This is a genomic window from Streptomyces sp. Y309, from assembly GCF_056712025.1.
This window is the reverse complement of record NZ_CM160048.1, coordinates 849,229-867,650: the sequence shown is the minus strand read 5'-3', so window position 1 is coordinate 867,650 and position 18,422 is coordinate 849,229. Positions and strand designations below refer to the sequence as shown.

Annotated in this window: 1 protein-coding gene; it reads left to right on the top strand. The window is 71.4% G+C overall.

Annotated features, from left to right (window positions below; genetic code table 11):
* Positions 1-752: 752 nt before the first annotated feature.
* Entirely contained in the window at positions 753-18,251 is a 17,499-nt protein-coding gene (locus AC0KTA_RS02980; protein ID WP_481053501.1) for an amino acid adenylation domain-containing protein, read from the top strand.
* The last annotated feature ends 171 nt before the right edge of the window (positions 18,252-18,422 follow it).

Genomic DNA, 18,422 nt, shown 5'->3' with positions numbered 1-18,422 from the left:
GCTGGCCTTTCACCCCTCAAGAGCCGGGATGGAAGAGGCTCGGTGACAAGCCGTCGTTCTCCCGGCCGCGATAAAGTCAGGACAGAAACCTCGATGTGATGCGGAATGCGGGACTCCAGAACGGAGTGCGGTATTTGGGGCCGCGCGGCGGAGTGTTGTCAAGTGCCGTGTGGCAGCCCCGGCGCCCCGCGGCCGCCGCCCGAAGTCCCGTTGACAGGACAGCAGTCGCCTGGCTGGATAGGTTCCCGGTGTATCGACGGGCATGTCCGTGATCGCGTGAGGTTCTTCGGGGGAAAATGGCAGCCGTTTCCCGCGTTGACATGCCATGCTTTTCCATATTTGGCTCGGCCGAGGTGGCAGTGATTGAGTCTCGCCGAGACCCGCTGCCGGCTTCGGCCGGCGGTAATTCTCTTGCCGCCAGGCCGATGCGCCGAGTGGCTGTGAAGGCTGCCACCTGGCGAAACCCTGGGGGAGTACACGCGTGAGTTAGTGCACCATCGACCGATCAAGTTCGCTTCCAGAATTACTTCAACGCGGTTCCGAGAACGTCGTGCAGATCGCGGCCCCGGATCCGGAACCGACCCGAAGGCCCCACCCCTCGTGGAGTGGCATGCGGTTCGCCTCAGCGGCCCAGTGAGCAGCGGCCCGGGCGGTATTGGACGTCAACGACATGGATAACCGGCGCGCACGGTCACATTTACCTCGGCGGCAAGCCGGCCCCGTCTGCGCAAGATGAACAGGAGTGCCAAGTAATGATTCCGTTGTCCTTCGCGCAGCGACGTCTGTGGTTCATCGACAAGTTCGAGGGGCCGTCGGCGACGTACAACATTCCCTTCCTCATCCGGCTCACGGGTGAACTGAATGCGGAGGCGCTCACGGCGGCGGTCCGTGACGTGGTGACCCGTCATGAGAGCCTGCGCACCCTGATCGTGGAGAACGAGGGCGTCCCCGAGCAGCAGGTGCTCCCCGCCGAGCAGGTGCGCCTGGACATCCCGTTGGTCGAGGTGGCCCCGCAGGAACTGGACGAGGCGGTGCGGGACGCCGCCAACTACGCGATGACGCTGTCCGAGGAGATACCGGTCCGCGCCACCCTCTTCCGCGCCGGTGCCCAGGACCACCAGCTCCTGCTCCTGATCCACCACATCGCCAGCGACGGCGAGTCCGCGGCCCCGCTCGCCCGTGACCTGGCCGCCGCCTACACGGCCCGCGTTCGGGGCGGCGAGCCGGACTGGCCCGAACTGCCGGTCCAGTACATCGACTACACGCTGTGGCAGCGTGAACTCCTCGGTGACGAGAGCGACCCCGAGAGCGTCCTGTCCACTCAGCTCGGCTACTGGCGCGACGAGCTGTCCGGCATACCGCAGCCGATGCGCCTGTCCACCGACCGCCCGCGCCTCCCGGCCCCCAGCCACCGCGGCGACGGCGTCGGCGTCACCCTCGACGAAGAACTGCTCGGCAAGGTCGAGGCGTTGGCCCGGCGCGCCGACGTGACCGCGCCGATGGTGTTCCAGGCCGCGCTCACGGTCCTGCTCCAGCAGCTCGGCGCGGGCGAGGACATCGCCATCGGCTCCACCATCGCGGGCCGCACCGATGACGAACTCGCCGACCTGGTGGGCTTCTTCGTCAACACCTGGGTGCTCCGCGCCGACCTTTCCCACACCCCGTCCTTCGAGCAGCTCCTCGCGCAGGTGCACCAGAAGGCTCTCACCGCGTACGACAACCAGGACGCGCCGTTCGAGCGCCTGGTGGAGATCCTCAACCCGGAGCGCTCCACCGCGTACCACCCGCTGTTCCAGGTGATGTTCACCTGGGCGACCCGCGGCTGGATCGACTTCGATCTCCCCGGAGGCCTCAAGGCGCACTTCGGCCCGCTGGCGACTCCCACGGCCAAGTTCGACATGGAGTTCAACTTCTTCAGCGACCCTGACGACCCGGGCCTGTCGATCTACCTGGAGTACGCGACCGACCTGTTCGACCGGTCCACGGCAGAGGCCGTCATGGCCCGTTTCGAGCGCCTCATCGAGCAACTGGTCACCGAGCCGTCCCGCCCGGTCGCGCTGGCGGACGTGCTGGAGGCGGACGAGCGCGAGCTGGTCCTGCGGACCTTCAACGACACCGCGGCCACGACGCCCGAGCTCGACATCACGGGCCTGCTCGCGCGCCGGGTGGCGGCGACGCCGGACGCGACCGCCCTGGTCCACGAGGACCAAGAGCTGTCGTACGCCGAACTCGACGCGCGGGCGGAGCGCCTCGCCCGTGAGCTGGCGGCTCGCGGGGTGGGCCCGGAGACCGTCGTCGGACTGGCCCTGCCGCGCTCGGCGGACCTGATCGTGGGCATGCTGGGCATCCTCAAGACGGGCGCCGCCTACCTCCCGATCGACCCCAGGTACCCCAGCACGCGCCTGGACTACATCCTGTCCGACGCGCGTCCGCAGCTGGTGCTGACCAGCGCCGACACGGTCGGCGTGCTCCCGGCGACGGACGTGCCGAGGCTGTTCGTCGAGGACGTCGACTTCGACGCCGCGGGCCCGGATGTGCGCCTTGGCGTGGTCCGGCCCGCGAACGCCGCGTACGTGATGTACACCTCGGGCTCCACCGGCACGCCGAAGGGCGTGACGATCACACACCGCGACGTGGTCAACGGCGTGCTGCGCCTTGCCGACTCGGTCGGGATCGACGCGGGCACGCGGGTCCTCGCGGGCACGTCGGTCAACTTCGACGTGTCGGTCTTCGAGACCATCACCACCCTGGCCGTCGGCGGCACTCTTGAAGTGGTCCGCGACGTGCTGGTGATCGGTGAGCGCGGCGGCTGGACCGGCGGGGTCATCAGCACCGTGCCGTCGGTCTTCGCCGAGCTCCTGGACCAGGTCGGCGAGAAGATCCAGGCCGACGCGGTCGTGTTCGCCGGTGAGGCGCTGCCCGCCTCGCTGGTGGAGCGGGTGCGAGAGGCCATCCCGGGCGCGGCTGTCGTCAACGCCTACGGCCAGACCGAGTCGTTCTACGCCACCACCTTCACCCCCGACGGCACCTGGACCGGCACGGCCGGCGCGCCGATCGGTGCCCCGCTGGGCAACATGCGTGCCTACGTCCTCGGCCCCGGCCTGGAGCCGGTGGGCCTGGGTGTCGTGGGTGAGCTGTATGTCGCGGGCAACGTGGCGCGCGGCTACTTCGGCCGCGCCGGGCTCACCGCCGAGCGCTTCGTCGCCGACCCGTACGGCCCGGCCGGTGCGCGGATGTACCGCACCGGTGACCTGGCCCGCTGGACGGCCGACGGGCAGCTGGAATACGCCGGCCGCGGCGACGAGCAGGTCAAGGTGCGCGGCTTCCGCATCGAGCCGGGAGAGGTCGAGGCGGCGCTGACCGCCCACCCGGGTGTGGCACAGGCCGTGGTGGTCACGCACGAGGGCCGTGGCAGCACCCAGCTGGTCGGCTACGTGGTGCCGCGCGGCGCCGGCGATTCGGGGCTCGGCACGGTGGAGAGCCTGAGCGACCTTGAGGTCGACCTGACGGCCACCGTCTCCTCGCGTGAGCTGCGTTCGTTCGTCTCCGGCTCGCTGCCGGAGTTCATGGTGCCCTCGGTGTTCGTGATGCTGGACCGGCTTCCGCTGGCCCCCAACGGCAAGCTGGACCGCAAGGCTTTGCCGGAGCCCGAGTTCACCGCCGCCACCTACCGGGCACCGCGTACCCCGGTCGAGGAGGTCCTGGCCGGGGTGTACGCCGAGGTCCTGGGCCTCGACCGGGTCGGCGCCGACGACGACTTCTTCGCCATCGGCGGGGACAGCATCCGCTCGATCCAGGTGGTCTCGCGGGCCCGGGCGCAGGGTGTGGAGGTCACGCCCCGGCAGGTCTTCGAGGCGCGCACGGTGGCCGAGCTGGCCGAGAGGGCGGTCAGCGGCGGCCAGGACAGGCTGGTCCTGGAGGAGCTGGAGGGCGCCGGTGTCGGCTTCATGCCGCTGCTGCCGGTGGGCCACTATCTGCTGGACCTGGGCACCGGTCTGAACCGGTTCGCCATGTCGATGGCGGTGGAACTGCCCGTCGGCATGGACGAGGCCGGTCTGGTCGCCACCCTGTCGGCGGTCTTCGACCGGCACGACATGCTGCGCTCCCGCCTGGCCACCGGCGAGGAGACCGGTCTCGAGGTGACCGCTCCCGGCACCGTCGACATCGCGTCCCTGATCCACCGCGTGGAAACCGACGGCAGCTGGGCCGACGGCTGGCACGGGCAGGCCTCCGCCGAACTGGACGCCGCCACCGACCGCCTGGACCCCAAGGCCGGACGCATGGCGCAGTTCGTGTGGTTCGACGCCGGTACCGGCGGCGCCGGGCGCCTGATCATGGTCCTGCACCACTTCGTCGTCGACGGCGTGTCCTGGCGCGTGCTGCTGCCCGACCTCGCCGAGGCGTGGAAGCAGCTCCGCGACGGCCGCACCCCGAAGCTCGCACCCGTGGGCACGTCCGCCCGGCGCTGGTCGCACGCGTTGGTGCAGGAGGCCCAGTCCGCCGAGCGCGCCGGTGAGCTGGCGCTGTGGCGCTCCATCGTCACGGGGCGGGACCCGGTGCTCGGCAACCGCCCGCTCGACCCGGCCGTCGACACCATCTCCACGGTCGAGTACGTGCACATGGACCTGCCGGTGGCGGCCACCGAGGCGCTGCTGACCACGCTGCCCGCCGCCTACCGCGGCGGCGTCAACGACGGCCTGCTGGCCGCGCTCGCCCTCGCGGTGGCCAAGTGGCGCAAGCAGCGCGGTGTGGACGAGTCCTCGCTTCTGCTGCGCCTGGAGGGCCACGGCCGCGAGGAGGCCGCGGCGCCGGGTGCGGATCTCTCGCGTACGGTGGGCTGGTTCACCAGCATGTTCCCCGTCCGCCTGGACGTGGCAGGCGTGGACCTCGACGACGCCCTGAACGGCGGCAGGGCCGCCGGAGCGGCGGTCAAGGCGGTCAAGGAACAGCTGCTCGCCGTGCCGGACAAGGGCATCGGCTACGGCATGCTGCGCTACCTCAACCCGGCGACCGGTGAGATCCTCAAGGGACACGCGACCGGCCAGGTGTCCTTCAACTACCTGGGCCGGTACGCCGGTTCGTCCGACCTGCCCGAGGCCCTGCGCGGTCTGGGCTTCACCCAGGTCGAGGGCACCACCGAGCTGCTCGCGGACCCGGACGCGAACATGCCCGCACTGGCCGCGCTGAACGTCAGCGCGTACGTGACCGACACCGAGCAGGGCCCGCGCCTGGCCACCCGTCTCGACTTCCCCTCCGGCCTGTTCACGCGGGCCGAGGTGGAGGAGCTGGCCGCACTGTGGCAGACCGCCCTGCAGGGCCTGGGGCAGCATGCCGCCGCGTCGGAAGCGGGCGGCCTCACGCCCTCGGACGTGCCGCTCGTGCAGGTGAGCCAGGGCCAGCTGGACGGCTGGGAGAAGAGCTACCCCGGCCTGGCCGACGTGTGGCCGCTGACCACGATGCAGGAAGGTCTGCTCTTCCACGCCGAGCTGGCCGGTGCCGACTTCGACGCCTACCAGATGCAGTTCGTCTTCCACCTCGCCGGTGAGGTCGAGCCGGGACGGATGCGGGCGGCCGGGCAGGCACTGCTCGACCGCTACCCGAACCTGCGGGCCGCCTTCACCCACGACAGCGACGGAGACCGGGTCCAGATCATCCAGAGCGGCCTGGAACTGCCCTGGCGCGAGCTGGACTTGAGCACCAACACCGAGGACGAGCGGGAGACGCTGCTCAAGCAGTTCCTGGACGAGGAGCACCGCACCCACTTCGACCTGGCCGAGGCGCCGCTGCTGCGCCTGTCACTGATCAAGCTGGCCGCCGACAAGTGGCAGCTGGTCTTCACGGCCCACCACGTCCTGTTCGACGGCTGGTCGATCCCCCTGCTCATCCAGGACCTGCTGCGTCTGTACGGCTCGGCCGGGGACGCCACCGCCCTGGGCAGGGCACGCAACTACCGCGACTTCCTGGCGTGGCTCTCACGGCAGGACCCGCAGGCGGCCGCGCAGGCGTGGGCACAGGAGCTGGACGGCGTCGACGAGCCCACGCTGCTGGTGCCCGCAGGCTCCGCCCCGGAGGGTGAACCGGCCGGGGTCGGCCAGGTGGACGTGCCGCTCACACCGGAGCAGTCCCGCGAACTCTCCCGCCGCGCAGGCGAGTTGGGCATCACCCTCAACACCATGGTCCAGGGTGCCTGGGCCATCCTCCTGTCCGGGCTGACCGGGCGTCAGGACACGGTGTTCGGTGCCACCGTCTCCGGGCGTCCGCCGCAGGTCACGGGCGTGGACGAGATGGTCGGCATGTTCATCAACACCCTGCCGGTGCGGGTGAACTGCCCTCCGGGCGAGTCGCTCGGCGCCATGCTGCGCGCTCTGCAGGAGCGGCAGAGCGTGCTCCTCGACCACCAGCACCACGGCCTGCTGGAGATGCACCGGTTCACCGGGCTGCGCGCGCTGTTCGACACGATGGTGGTCTTCGAGTCGTACCCGATCGACGGCGCCGCCCTCAGCGAGGCGTACTCGGCCGCCGGGATCTCGGTGACCGGGATCAGCCCGCTCAGCAGCACCCACTACCCGCTGGTGGTGATGGCCTTCGCCGAGCCGCACCTGAAGATCAGCCTCCAGCACCAGCACCACCTCCTCGACGGAGAGCAGGCGGGCGACATCGCCCTGCGCTTCGGCCGCGTCCTCGCCCGGCTGGCCGAGGACCCGCAGGTCCGGCTCGGCGGGATGGACCTGCTGGAGCCCGCCGAGCGCCGGCGCGTCCTCGTCGAGCTCAACGACACCGCGGCGGCCACCCCTGAGCTGACCGTCCCCGGCCTGTTCGAGCGGCAGGCGGCCGCGACACCGGACAAGATCGCGGTCACGTGCGGCGACGTCAGCTTCAGCTACGCCGAGTTGGACGCGCGGGCGAACCGTCTGGCCCGTGAGCTGGCCGGACGCGGGGTGGGCCCGGAGACCGTGGTGGGTCTCGCGCTGCCCCGCTCGGCCGACCTGGTCACCGGCATGCTCGGCATCCTGAAGGCGGGCGCCGCGTATCTGCCGATCGACCCGAAGTACCCCAGCACGCGCCTGGGCCACATCCTGGACAGCGCGCGCCCGCAGCTGGTCCTCACCGACGCCGACACCGTCGGGGTGCTCTCCGGGACGGACGCCCCGACCCTGTTCCTCGGTGACGTGGACCTCGAGTCCGCCGCCGAGGGCGTGGCGCCGGCGGCCGCGTTGCGGCCGGAGCACGCGGCGTACGTGATGTACACCTCGGGCTCCACCGGCACCCCCAAGGGCGTCGTGATCAGCCACGCGAACGTGGTCAACGGCGTGACGCGGCTCGCCGAGCGGGTGGGCGTGAGCGCGGACACGCGGATGTTCGCCGGTACCTCGGTGAACTTCGACGTGTCGGTCTTCGAGATCGTCACGACGCTGGCAGGCGGCGGCACCGTCGAGGTGGTCCGGGACGCCCTGGTGCTCGCCGAGCGCGAGGCGGTGTCGGCCAGTGTGATCAGCACGGTGCCGTCCGTCTTCGCCGAGCTCGGTGACCGCATGGCCGCCATCGACGGCCTGGAGACCGTCGTCTTCGCCGGTGAGGCACTGTCCGCCACGCTCGTGCAGCGCATCCGCGAGGCGCTGCCCGAGGTGCGGATCGTCAACGCCTACGGGCAGACCGAGTCCTTCTACGCCACCACGTTCGCCGCCCCGGCCGGCCAGGAGTGGCAGACGACGGACAACATCCCCATCGGCACGCCACTGGGGAACATGCGCACCTACATCCTGGGCCCGGGTCTTGTGCCCGTACCGCCGGGTGTGGTGGGGGAGTTGTACGTCGGGGGGAACATCGCCCGCGGCTACCTGGGCCGCTCCGGGCTGACCGCCGAGCGGTTCGTGGCCGACCCCTACGGCCCGGCCGGTGCGCGGATGTACCGCACCGGTGACCTGGCCCGCTGGAACGCCGACGGGCAGCTCGAGTACGCCGGCCGCGACGACGACCAGGTCAAGATCCGCGGTGTGCGGGTCGAGCCCGCCGAGGTCGAGCGGGCCCTGGCCACGCACCCGGGCGTCGCCCAGTCCGTGGTCGTCGCCCGGGGCAGTGCCGGCGCGGAGGACAAGCAGCTGGTCGCCTACGTGGTGCCGGATCTGGACGGCATCGACGCCACGGAGCAGGCCGAGCAGCAGGTCGACGAGTGGGAGAAGATCTACGACGAGGTCTACTCGGGCGAGAGCACGGAGTTCGGCGAGAACTTCTTCGGCTGGAACTCGAGCTACGACGGTCTGCCCATCGAGCTGGACGAGATGCGGCACTGGCGCGACGCGGCGGTCGAGCAGATCATCCGCCACCAGCCGCGCCGCGTCCTCGAAATCGGCGTCGGCTCGGGCCTGTTGATGGCCCACGTCGTGCCGCACGTGGAGCAGTACTGGGGCAGCGACCTGTCGTCGGCCGTCATCGCGCGCCTCACCCGCGAGGTCGAGGAGGCCGGATACACCGACAAGGTCACCCTGCTGAACCAGCAGGCCGAGGACATGACCGGACTCCCCGCCGGCCACTTCGACGTGGTGGTCCTCAACTCGGTGATCCAGTACTTCCCGCACGCCCACTACCTCGACCAGGTCCTCGCCCAGGCCCTCGAACTCCTGGCACCGGGCGGGCGGATCGTCGTCGGCGACGTACGCAACGCCGCCACCCTGCCCCTGTTCAGCTCCGGAGTGCACTACACCCAGCAGCCCGACGCCGCCCCGTCGGCGGCGCGCGCGGCGATCGCCCGCGCGGCGCTCACGGAGCCGGAACTGGTCCTGGACCCCGAGTGGTTCACCCAGTGGGCCGAGCGGCACGGCGTGACAGGGGTGGACATCCGCCTCAAGCCGGGGCACGCGCACAACGAGCTGACCCGGCACCGCTACGAGGTCGTCCTGCACAAGGATTCCGCCGACCTGGTGGACCTGGCCGACGTGCCGGTGCTGGCCTGGGGCCGTGAGACCGGCACGCTGGCCGGCCTCGCGGACCTGTGCGCCGGGCAGGACGGCCCGGTGCGGATCACGGGCATCCCCAACGCCCGTCTGACCACCGAGCTGGACCTGGCCGTGCGAGCCCAGGTGCTCGAAACCCCCGTCTTCACGGGTGCGGCGCTGGACCCGCACGAGGTGGACGAGTGGGCGGCCGGGCACGGCTGGAGCGTGCTGATGACCTGGTCGGGGGCGGAGAGCTTCGACGCGATCGTCTTCACCGACGGCCCGTCGGCGGCACGGCAGTTCTCCGGCACCTTCCTGCCCTCCGGTCGCGCCGACCGGATACTCGCCAACGCCCCCGCAGCGGCCGGGCAGATCGGTGCCCTGGTGGGCTCGCTGCGCGGCTATCTGCAGGAGCGGCTGCCCGCGCACCTGGTGCCCGCGGCCGTCGTGGCGATCGCCACGGTGCCGCTGGCCGCCAACGGCAAGCTGGACCGCAGGGCGCTGCCCGCGCCGGACTTCGCCGCGGCCGCCGCCGGGCGGGCGGCGCGCACCGCGCGGGAAGAGCTGCTGTGCGAGCTGTTCGCCGAGATCCTCGGCCTGGAGCGGGTCGGCATCGACGACGACTTCTTCGCGCTGGGCGGGCATTCGCTGCTGGCCACCAAGCTCATCAGCCGCATCCGTTCCGTGCTGAACGCCGAGGTCGAACTGCGTACCCTGTTCGACCACCCGACCGTCGCCGGCATCGCCCCGCACCTGGACGGCGACGCCGGGGTCCGGACGGCCCTGGTGTCCGTCACCGAGCGGCCCGAGCGGCTTCCGCTGTCGTTCGCCCAGCAGCGGCTGTGGTTCCTGCACAAGTTCGAGGGCCCGTCGGCGACGTACAACATGCCGATCATCCTGCGGATGAGCGGCGAGCTGGACGTGCCGGCGCTTGAGGCGTCCATCAACGACGTCATCACCCGCCACGAGTCGCTGCGCACCGTCTACCCGGAGATCGGCGGCAAGCCGTACCAGGACATCCGCGAGCCGGAGCAGGCCCGCATCAGCTTGACCGTGCGGCCGCTGGACGATGAGGAAGCGCTGCGGGAGGCCGTCGTCGAGACGGCCCGTCACCCCATCGACCTGTCGCGCGAAGTGCCGCTGAAGGCATGGCTCTTCACCACCGGCCCGTCCGAGCACGTGCTGGCGATGGTCGTCCACCACATCGCCGCCGACGGCTGGTCCGCCGCGCCGCTGGCGCAGGACCTGGCCACCGCCTACACCGCCCGCGTCCAGGGCGCGGCACCCGAGTGGGCGCCGCTGCCGGTGCAGTACGCCGACTACACGCTGTGGCAGCGCGAACTGCTGGGCGACGACGATGACCCGGACAGCCTGTACAGCAAGCAGTACGCGTACTGGGCCAAGCAGTTGGCCGGGCTGCCCGAGCAGGTGACCATTCCCAGCGACCGGTCGCGTCCCGCGCAGCTCGAGTACAAGGGCGACCTGCTGCAGTTCACCCTCGGAGCGGACGTGCACAAGGGGGTGAGCGAGCTCGCCCGGGCTTCGGGCGCGACGCCGTTCATGGTGCTGCAGGCGACCATGGCCGCGCTCCTGACGCGCCTCGGCGCGGGCACGGACATCGCGATCGGCAGCGGTGTCGCAGGCCGCACCGACGACAGCCTCAAGGATCTCATCGGCCTGTTCGTCAACACCTGGGTGATGCGCACCGACACCTCCGGGAACCCGACGTTCGCCGAACTGATCGCCCAGGTCCGCAAGTCGAGCCTGGCCGCCTACGCCCACCAGGACATCCCGTTCGAGTCACTGGTGGAGAAGCTCAACCCTCAGCGCTCGGCGTCCGTCCATCCGCTGTTCCAGATCGCCCTGGTGCTGCAGAACAACGAGGAGGCGGCCTTCGAGCTGCCCGGACTCCGGGTGCGCGGGGAGGGCGTGGGCACCGGCACGGCCCGCTACGACCTGATGCTGAGCCTGAACGAGACCTTCACCGACCGCACCACGCCCGCGGGCATCCAGATCGCGGTGGAGTACTCCACCGAGCTGTTCGACAGCTCCACGATCGAGACCGTGATCGCCCGCTGGGAGCAGTTGCTGACCGCAGCGGTCACCACGCCCGCACAGCACATCGGCGACGCCGACCTGCTCACGGCGGAGGAGCGGCGCGAGCTGCTGCTCGCCGAACAGCAGCAGGCCGAACCGAGCATTCCGGCGGCCACGTTCCCCGACCTGTTCCGGAACCGCCTGGAGCAGGCGCCGCAGTCCCTGGCGGTGGAGTCGGTCGACGACGCCTGGAGTTACGAGGAGCTGAACGCGCGGGCGAACCGCATCGCACACTGGCTGATCGCCCGCGGCATCGGGCCCGAGCAGTCGGTCGGCGTGTCCCTGCCGCGCAGCGCGCACCAGGTGGCGGTGGCGCTCGGCATCCTCAAGGCGGGCGCGGCGTATCTGCCGATCGCGCTGGACTACCCGGCCGACCGCATCAGCTACATGGTCGGCGACTCGCGCCCCGCGGTGGTCTTCACCACCCGGTCCGCCACCGAGGAGCTGCCCGCCGACCTGCCCACCGAACTCGTAGCCATCGACGACGAGGACATCCGGCGGGCCTGGCAGGACCTCCCGGACACCGACCCGGTCACCCCGCTGGTCCCGGAAAACCCGGCGTACGTCATCTACACCTCGGGTTCGACGGGCCGCCCCAAGGGCGTGTGCGTCACCCACACCGGTCTGGCCGCCCTGAGCACCATGCACAGCAACTACATCGGTCTCACCACGGGCTCCCGCGTCCTGCAGCAGTCGTCGCCGAGCTTCGACGCGGCCTTCTGGGAGCTGGTGATGGCCCTGACCACGGGCGCGGCCGTGATCGTGCCCGAGCAGCAGCGGCTGGCCGGTGAGGATCTCGCGCAGGTGCTGGCCACGCGTGACATCACGCATGTCACCATCCCGCCCAGCATCGTCGCCACCATGCCCGCCGACACCCCGCGCAACCTCCCCCGGCTCCAGGTGCTGGCGGTGGCCGGTGAAGCGGTGCCGCCCGCGCTGATCTCCCAGTGGGCGCCGGGGCGCCGGATGATCAACGCCTACGGACCCACCGAGACGACGGTGTGCCCCTCCATCGGTACCCTCGTCAGCCCCGAGCGTGTCCACATCGGCACGGCCGTCAACGACGTCCGCCTGTACGTGCTCGACGAGCGGTTGGCCCCGGTCCCGCCGGGCTCTCCCGGCGAGCTGTACGTGGCGGGCCCGAGCCTGGCCCGCGGCTACGTGCACCGTCCCGGCCAGACCGCGACCGCCTTCGTGGCCGACCTCTACGGCCCGGCGGGCTCGCGCATGTACCGCACCGGTGACCTGGTGCGCCGCGGCAACGACGGGCAGCTCGAATACCTCGGCCGCAGCGACGACCAGGTCAAGGTCCGCGGCTTCCGCATCGAGCTCGGCGAGGTCGAAGCGGCCCTGACCGAGCACCCTGGTGTGGCTCAGGCCGTCGTCCTGACCCGCCAACGGCGCGGCAGCGCCCAGCTCGTCGGCTATGTGGTGCCCACGGGCAACCGGCACGCGGACGCCGGCGACGACTTCGACCTGACCACGGGCGTGTCGGTCGAGCAGCTGCGCGAGTTCGCCACCGGACGGCTGCCGGAGTTCATGGTGCCGTCGGCGTTCGTCCTCCTCGACGAACTGCCGCTGACCCCGAACGGCAAGCTGGACAAGGCCGCGCTGCCCGGTCCGGAGCTCACCGAGGGTGCCTACCGTGCCCCGCGCACGGCCCAGGAGCAGATCATCGCCGAGGTCTTCGCCGAGGTGCTGGGCGTCGAACAGGTCGGTGTCGACGACGACTTCTTCGCCGCCGGCGGTGACAGCATCCGCTCCATCCAGGTGGTGTCCCGCGCCAAGGCGCGCGGCGTCGAGGTCACCGCACGGCAGATCCTCCAGTACCGCACCGTGGCCGATCTCGCCGCGTTCCTCGACACCGGCGACCGCCCCACCGCCGTCCTGGCGGAGCTGGAGGGCGGCGGCGTGGGTACCACGCCGTTGCTGCCGGTCGCCCGCTACATCACCGAACTCGGCGGCGGCTACGACCGGTTCGCGATGTCGATGGTGCTCGAACTGCCCACCGGCATCGACGGACCGGGCCTGGCCGCGACCCTGTCCGCGGTCCTCGACCACCACGACATGCTGCGCGCACGCCTGGTGCCGGGCACGGAGCCGGAGTTGGAGATCTCCGCTCCGGGCACGATCGACGCGGCCGCGCTCATCCACCGCGTCCCCTGCGACGGCGCCTGGTCCCAGGACGCCTGGCGGGAACAGGCCGCGGCCGAACTCGACGCGGCTGCCGACCAGTTGGACCCGACGGCCGGGGACATGGCCCGCTTCGTCTGGTTCGATGCGGGTCCGGAGGCCCCCGGGCGCCTGATCGTCGTCCTGCACCACCTGGTGGTCGACGGCGTCTCCTGGCGCATCCTGCTGCCCGACCTCGCCCGGGCCTGGGAGCAGGTCCGCGAGGGCCGCACACCCGAACTCGCCCCGGTCGCCACCTCCGTACGCAAGTGGACCCACTCCCTGGCCGAGGAGGCGGCACGGCCCGAGCGGGTCGCGGAGCTGGAGCTGTGGCGCTCGGTGGTCGAGGGCCCGGACCCGGTCGTCGGCTCACGGGCCTTCGATCCCGCCGTCGACCTGCACTCCACCGTGGAGACCGTGCGGGTGGAGCTGCCGGTGGCGGCCACCGAGACGCTCCTGACGACGCTGCCCGCCGCCTTCCACTGCGGTGTCAACGACGGACTGCTGACCGGCCTCGCCCTCGCGGCGGCCAAGTGGCGCGAGCGGCGCGGTGTGGACGAGTCCTCGCTGCTGCTGCGCCTGGAGGGCCACGGCCGCGAGGAAGAAGTGGTGCCGGGTGCGGACTTGTCACGCACGGTGGGCTGGTTCACCAGCGTGTTCCCCGTCCGCCTGGACGTGGCGGGCTTCGACCTGGAGGAGGCGTTCACCGGCGGCGGGGCCGCGGGCGGCATCGTCAAGGCGGTCAAGGAGCAGCTCAACGCCATCCCGGACAAGGGCATGGGCTACGGCCTCCTGCGCTACCTCAACCCCGACACCGCCGACGCCCTCGCGGCGCACGGCACCGGACAGTTCTCCTTCAACTACCTGGGCCGGTTCACGGCGGACACCGAGCCGCAGAGCATCGGCGGCACGGGCTGGACGATGGCGACCGACGCCGAGGGCCTGACCCCGGACCTGGACGCGGACATGCCCGCCCTCGCCACCGTGGAGGTCAACTGCTACGTCCTGGACGGCGAGCAGGGCCCGAGGCTGAGCACCGAGATCGGCGTCCCGGCCGGTCTGCTCACCCCGGACGAGGCGCGGGAGTTCGCGGACCTGTGGCAGGAGGCCCTCGAAGGCCTCGCCCGGCACGCGGCCGGGCCCGGCGCGGGCGGTCTGACCCCGTCGGACGTGCCGCTGGTCCAGGTGAGCCAGCGCGACCTGGAGGCATGGGAGGAGAACTACCCCGGCCTCGCGGACGTGTGGCCGCTGACCCCGGCGCAGTCCGGCATCCTCTTCCACAGCGTGATGGCGGAGTCGTCGTTCGACGCCTACCGGATCCAGCTCGTCCTGCACCTGTCCGGGGCCGTGACCCCGGAGCGGATGCGGGCCGCGGGCCAGGCGCTCCTCGGCCGGTATCCCAACATGGCCGCCGCCTTCGTGACCGGCGCGGCCGGTGAGCAGCGGCAGCTCGTCCTCGACCACGTCGAACTGCCGTGGCAGGTCGTGGACCTGCGCGAGCTGAGCGACGACCTGCGGGACGAAGAATTCGAGCGGCTCCTGGCCGCCGACCACGCCGAGCCCTTCGACCCGGCCGTGCCGCCCATGCTGCGCATGACCCTGGTCCAGCTGGACCAGGAGCGCTCGGAGCTGGTCCTCACCGTCAACCACGCCCTGTACGACGGCTGGTCGCTCTCGCACCTCATGCGGGACCTGATCCTGCTGTACGAGGCCGAGGGGGACGCCTCCGCGCTGCCGCGCGTGCGCTCCTACCGCGACTTCCTGGCCTGGCTCGCGGAGCAGGACCACGAGGCGTCGGTCGAGGCCTGGGCCAGGGAACTGGAGGGGGTGACGGAGCCGACCATGCTGGCGCGCGCCGCCACCACCGAACAGGGCGGCGGCCTGGGCCAGCTGGAGCTCCCGCTCGCCGCGGAGACCGCCCGCGCCCTGTCCGGCCGGGCACGCGAGCTGGGCATCACCCTCAACACCCTGATCCAGGGCGTCTGGGGCGTGCTCCTCGGTCACCTGACCGGGCGTCAGGACGTGGTGTTCGGCACCACCGTCGCGGGCCGTCCGCCGCAGCTGACGGGGTCCGACGAAATGGTCGGCCTGTTCATCAACAGCCTGCCGGTGCGGGTCCGGTACTCCGCGCACGAGACGCTGGCGCAGGTGCTCACCCGGCTCCAGGAGCACCAGACCACGCTCATGGACCACCATCACCACAGCCTCAGCGAGATCCACGAGGCGGTCGGCCTGGGCACCCTGTACGACTCGATGGTGCTCCTCGAGTCCTTCCCCGTCGACCGGGAAGGCCTCACCGAGGCGCACGCCTCGGCCGGTGTCACCGTCACCGGTATCCGCATGCTCAGCGGCACCCACTACCCCCTGATGCTGGCCGGCACCGCCGACCCGCACCTGCGGCTGGGCCTGCAGTACCAGGACAACATGTTCACCGCCGACGAGATCGAACGCATCAGCGCCCGACTGGGCCGCGTACTCGCGCAGCTGGCGGCCGACCCGCACACCCCGCTCACCGAGCTCGGCATCCTCGACGAGGCCGAACGGGACCTGGTCCTGCGCCAGTTCAACCCCAAGCCGAGCGAGCTGCCCGAGCACACCATCACCCAGCAGGTCGAGGAGCAGGCCGCCCGACGGCCCGAGGCGACCGCGGTGGTCTGCGAGGACCGGTCGCTGACCTACGCGGAGCTGAACGAGCGGGCCAACCGGCTCGCCCGCCACCTCGCCGGGCAGGGCATCGGCCCCGACGACACGGTCGCCGTGGTCCTGCCGCGCACGCCCGAACTGGTCGTGGCACTGCTCGCCGTGATCAAGGCCGGGGCCGCCTACGTCCCCATCGACCCGGGCTACCCGAGCACCCGCCTGGCGCACATCCTCTCCACCGCCGAGCCGCGTCTGATCGTCACCGACACCACCGCGGCCGGTGTGCTCCCCGAGCAGGACACGGAGCTGCTGCACCTGGACCGGACGGATGTGTCGGGCCACCTCGGCACCGACCTGGACGACGGCGACCGGACCCGGCCGCTGCGCCCGGGCCACCTCGTCTACCAGGTGTACACGTCGGGCTCGACCGGCCTGCCCAAGGGCGTCGGCATCACCCACCGCAACCTCGCCAACGCCTTGGCGGGACTGGCCGAGGACATCGGCCTGCCGGACGGCTGGCGGATGCTGGCGAGCACCTCGATCGGCTTCGACGTCGCGGCGTTCGAGCTGTTCGTCACGCTGACCACCGGCGGCAGCGTCGAGCTCGTCCGGGACGTCCTCGCCCTGGCCGAACGCGACGCGTGGGACGTGGACGTCATCAGCTCGGTGCCGTCCGCCTTCGCCGAACTGGTCGACCAGCTCGGTGACCGCGTGCACCCCAAGTCACTGGTGTTCGCGGGCGAGGCCCTGACCACCGCCCTGGTCGACCGGATCCGTGCCGCCTGGCCCGAGGCCCGCGTCGTCAACGGCTACGGCCCCAGCGAGACCTTCTACGTCACCTCGCACGTGGTGCCCGAGGACGGTCCCGGAGCCGCCGGCATCCCGATCGGCAAACCGCTGCGCAACCTGCGGGCGTACGTCCTGGGCCCGGGCCTGGCCCCGGTCGCCCACGGCGCCGTCGGCGAGCTGTACATGGCGGGCGCCGGGGTGGGTCGCGGCTACCACAACGGCCCGGCCCTGACCGCCGAGCGCTTCGTGGCCGACCCGTTCGGCACGGCGGGGGAGCGGATGTACCGCACCGGTGACCTGGCCCGCTGGAGCGAGGACGGGGAGCTCGAGTACCTTGGGCGCGCCGACTCGCAGGTGAAGATCCGTGGCTTCCGGATCGAGCCGGGCGAGGTCGAGGCCGTGGTGGCGGCGCACCCCGCGGTCGCCCAGGCCGCGGTGATCGCACGCTCCGACGCGAGCGGCGCCCAGCTCGTCGCGTACGCCGTGCCGGCGCCGGACAGCGGTGAGTTGACCGCTGCCGAGCTCCGCGAGTTCATGGCCGAGCGGCTGCCGGAGTACATGGTGCCCTCCGCCTTCATCACCCTGGAGCGGCTCCCGCTGTCCCCGAACGGCAAGCTCGACCACAAGGCACTGCCCGCGCCGGAGCTGACCGCCTCGGCGGCCTACCGGGCACCGCGCACTCCCCAGGAAGAAGTCCTGGCGGGCCTGTTCGCCGACGTCCTCGGCGTCGACAAGGTCGGCATCGACGACAACTTCTTCGACCTGGGCGGCCACTCCCTGCGCGCCACCCGTCTTGTCAGCCGGATCCGCACGGTCCTCATGATCGACATACCGATGCGGGTCGCCTTCCAGTCCCCCACCGTCGCGGGGCTGGCCGCGCACCTGAACGGCGGCGACGAATCCGGCGGTCACACCGACCCGTTCGGGGTGGTGCTGCCGTTGAAGACGGGCGGCGCCGAGGCGCCGGTCTGGTTCATCCACCCCGGTATCGGCCTGTGCTGGTCGTACCTGGGCATGGCGGTCCAGCTGGGCGACCGGCCGGTGTACGGCATCCAGGCCCGCGGCTTCGACGGCGCACCGCTGCCGGAGAGCTTCGAGGCGATGGTCCAGGACTACGTGGAGCAGATCCTCGGCGTCCAGGCCGAGGGCCCCTTCCACTTCGTGGGACACTCCATGGGTGGCACGCTCTCGCACGCCATCGCCGCCGAGCTCCAACAGCGCGGCCACGAGGTGCCGTTGGTCGTGATCCTGGACGCCGCACCCAGCAGCACGTTCGCCCAGCAGGACGTGGTCCTCAACCCGTCGCAGGCGCGGGACTTCCTCCAGGGCTACCTGCCGGGCGGCCAGGACGACGCCGACCGTCAGGCCCTCATCACCAATGGTTCGAACCTCATGGTCGAACACGTGCGGCTGGTGCGGGACTTCGCGCAGCCCGTCTACCGGGGCGACGTCGTGTTCTTCAACGCGACCCACAGTCCGGATCCGTCGGCCGACTTGTGGGAGCCGTACGTCCGGGGCAGCGTGCGGTCGTACGACGTCGACGCCACGCACTTCGGCATGACAGCGCCGAAGCACACGACCGACATGTGCCAGATCATCAACCGTCGTCTCGAAGCGTAGGAGCCGACTGTGAGCACCTGGCCCGACTTGCGGCCCGAGAGCCTGAGAGAGGCCACGGCCGCGTAAGAGTGCCAGGCCCCGCCGCTGACGCGTACGACGCGTCAGCGGCGGGGCCGGCACCCCCTTCCCGCCCCCCTCTGCCACGGCAGAGGCCTCCGGGGAACACATGGC

What these genes read in the sequence shown, in the direction of transcription:
- AC0KTA_RS02980 (WP_481053501.1), top strand. Translation starts at nt 753, where the DNA reads ATGATTCCGTTGTCCTTCGCGCAGCGACGTCTGTGGTTCATCGACAAG.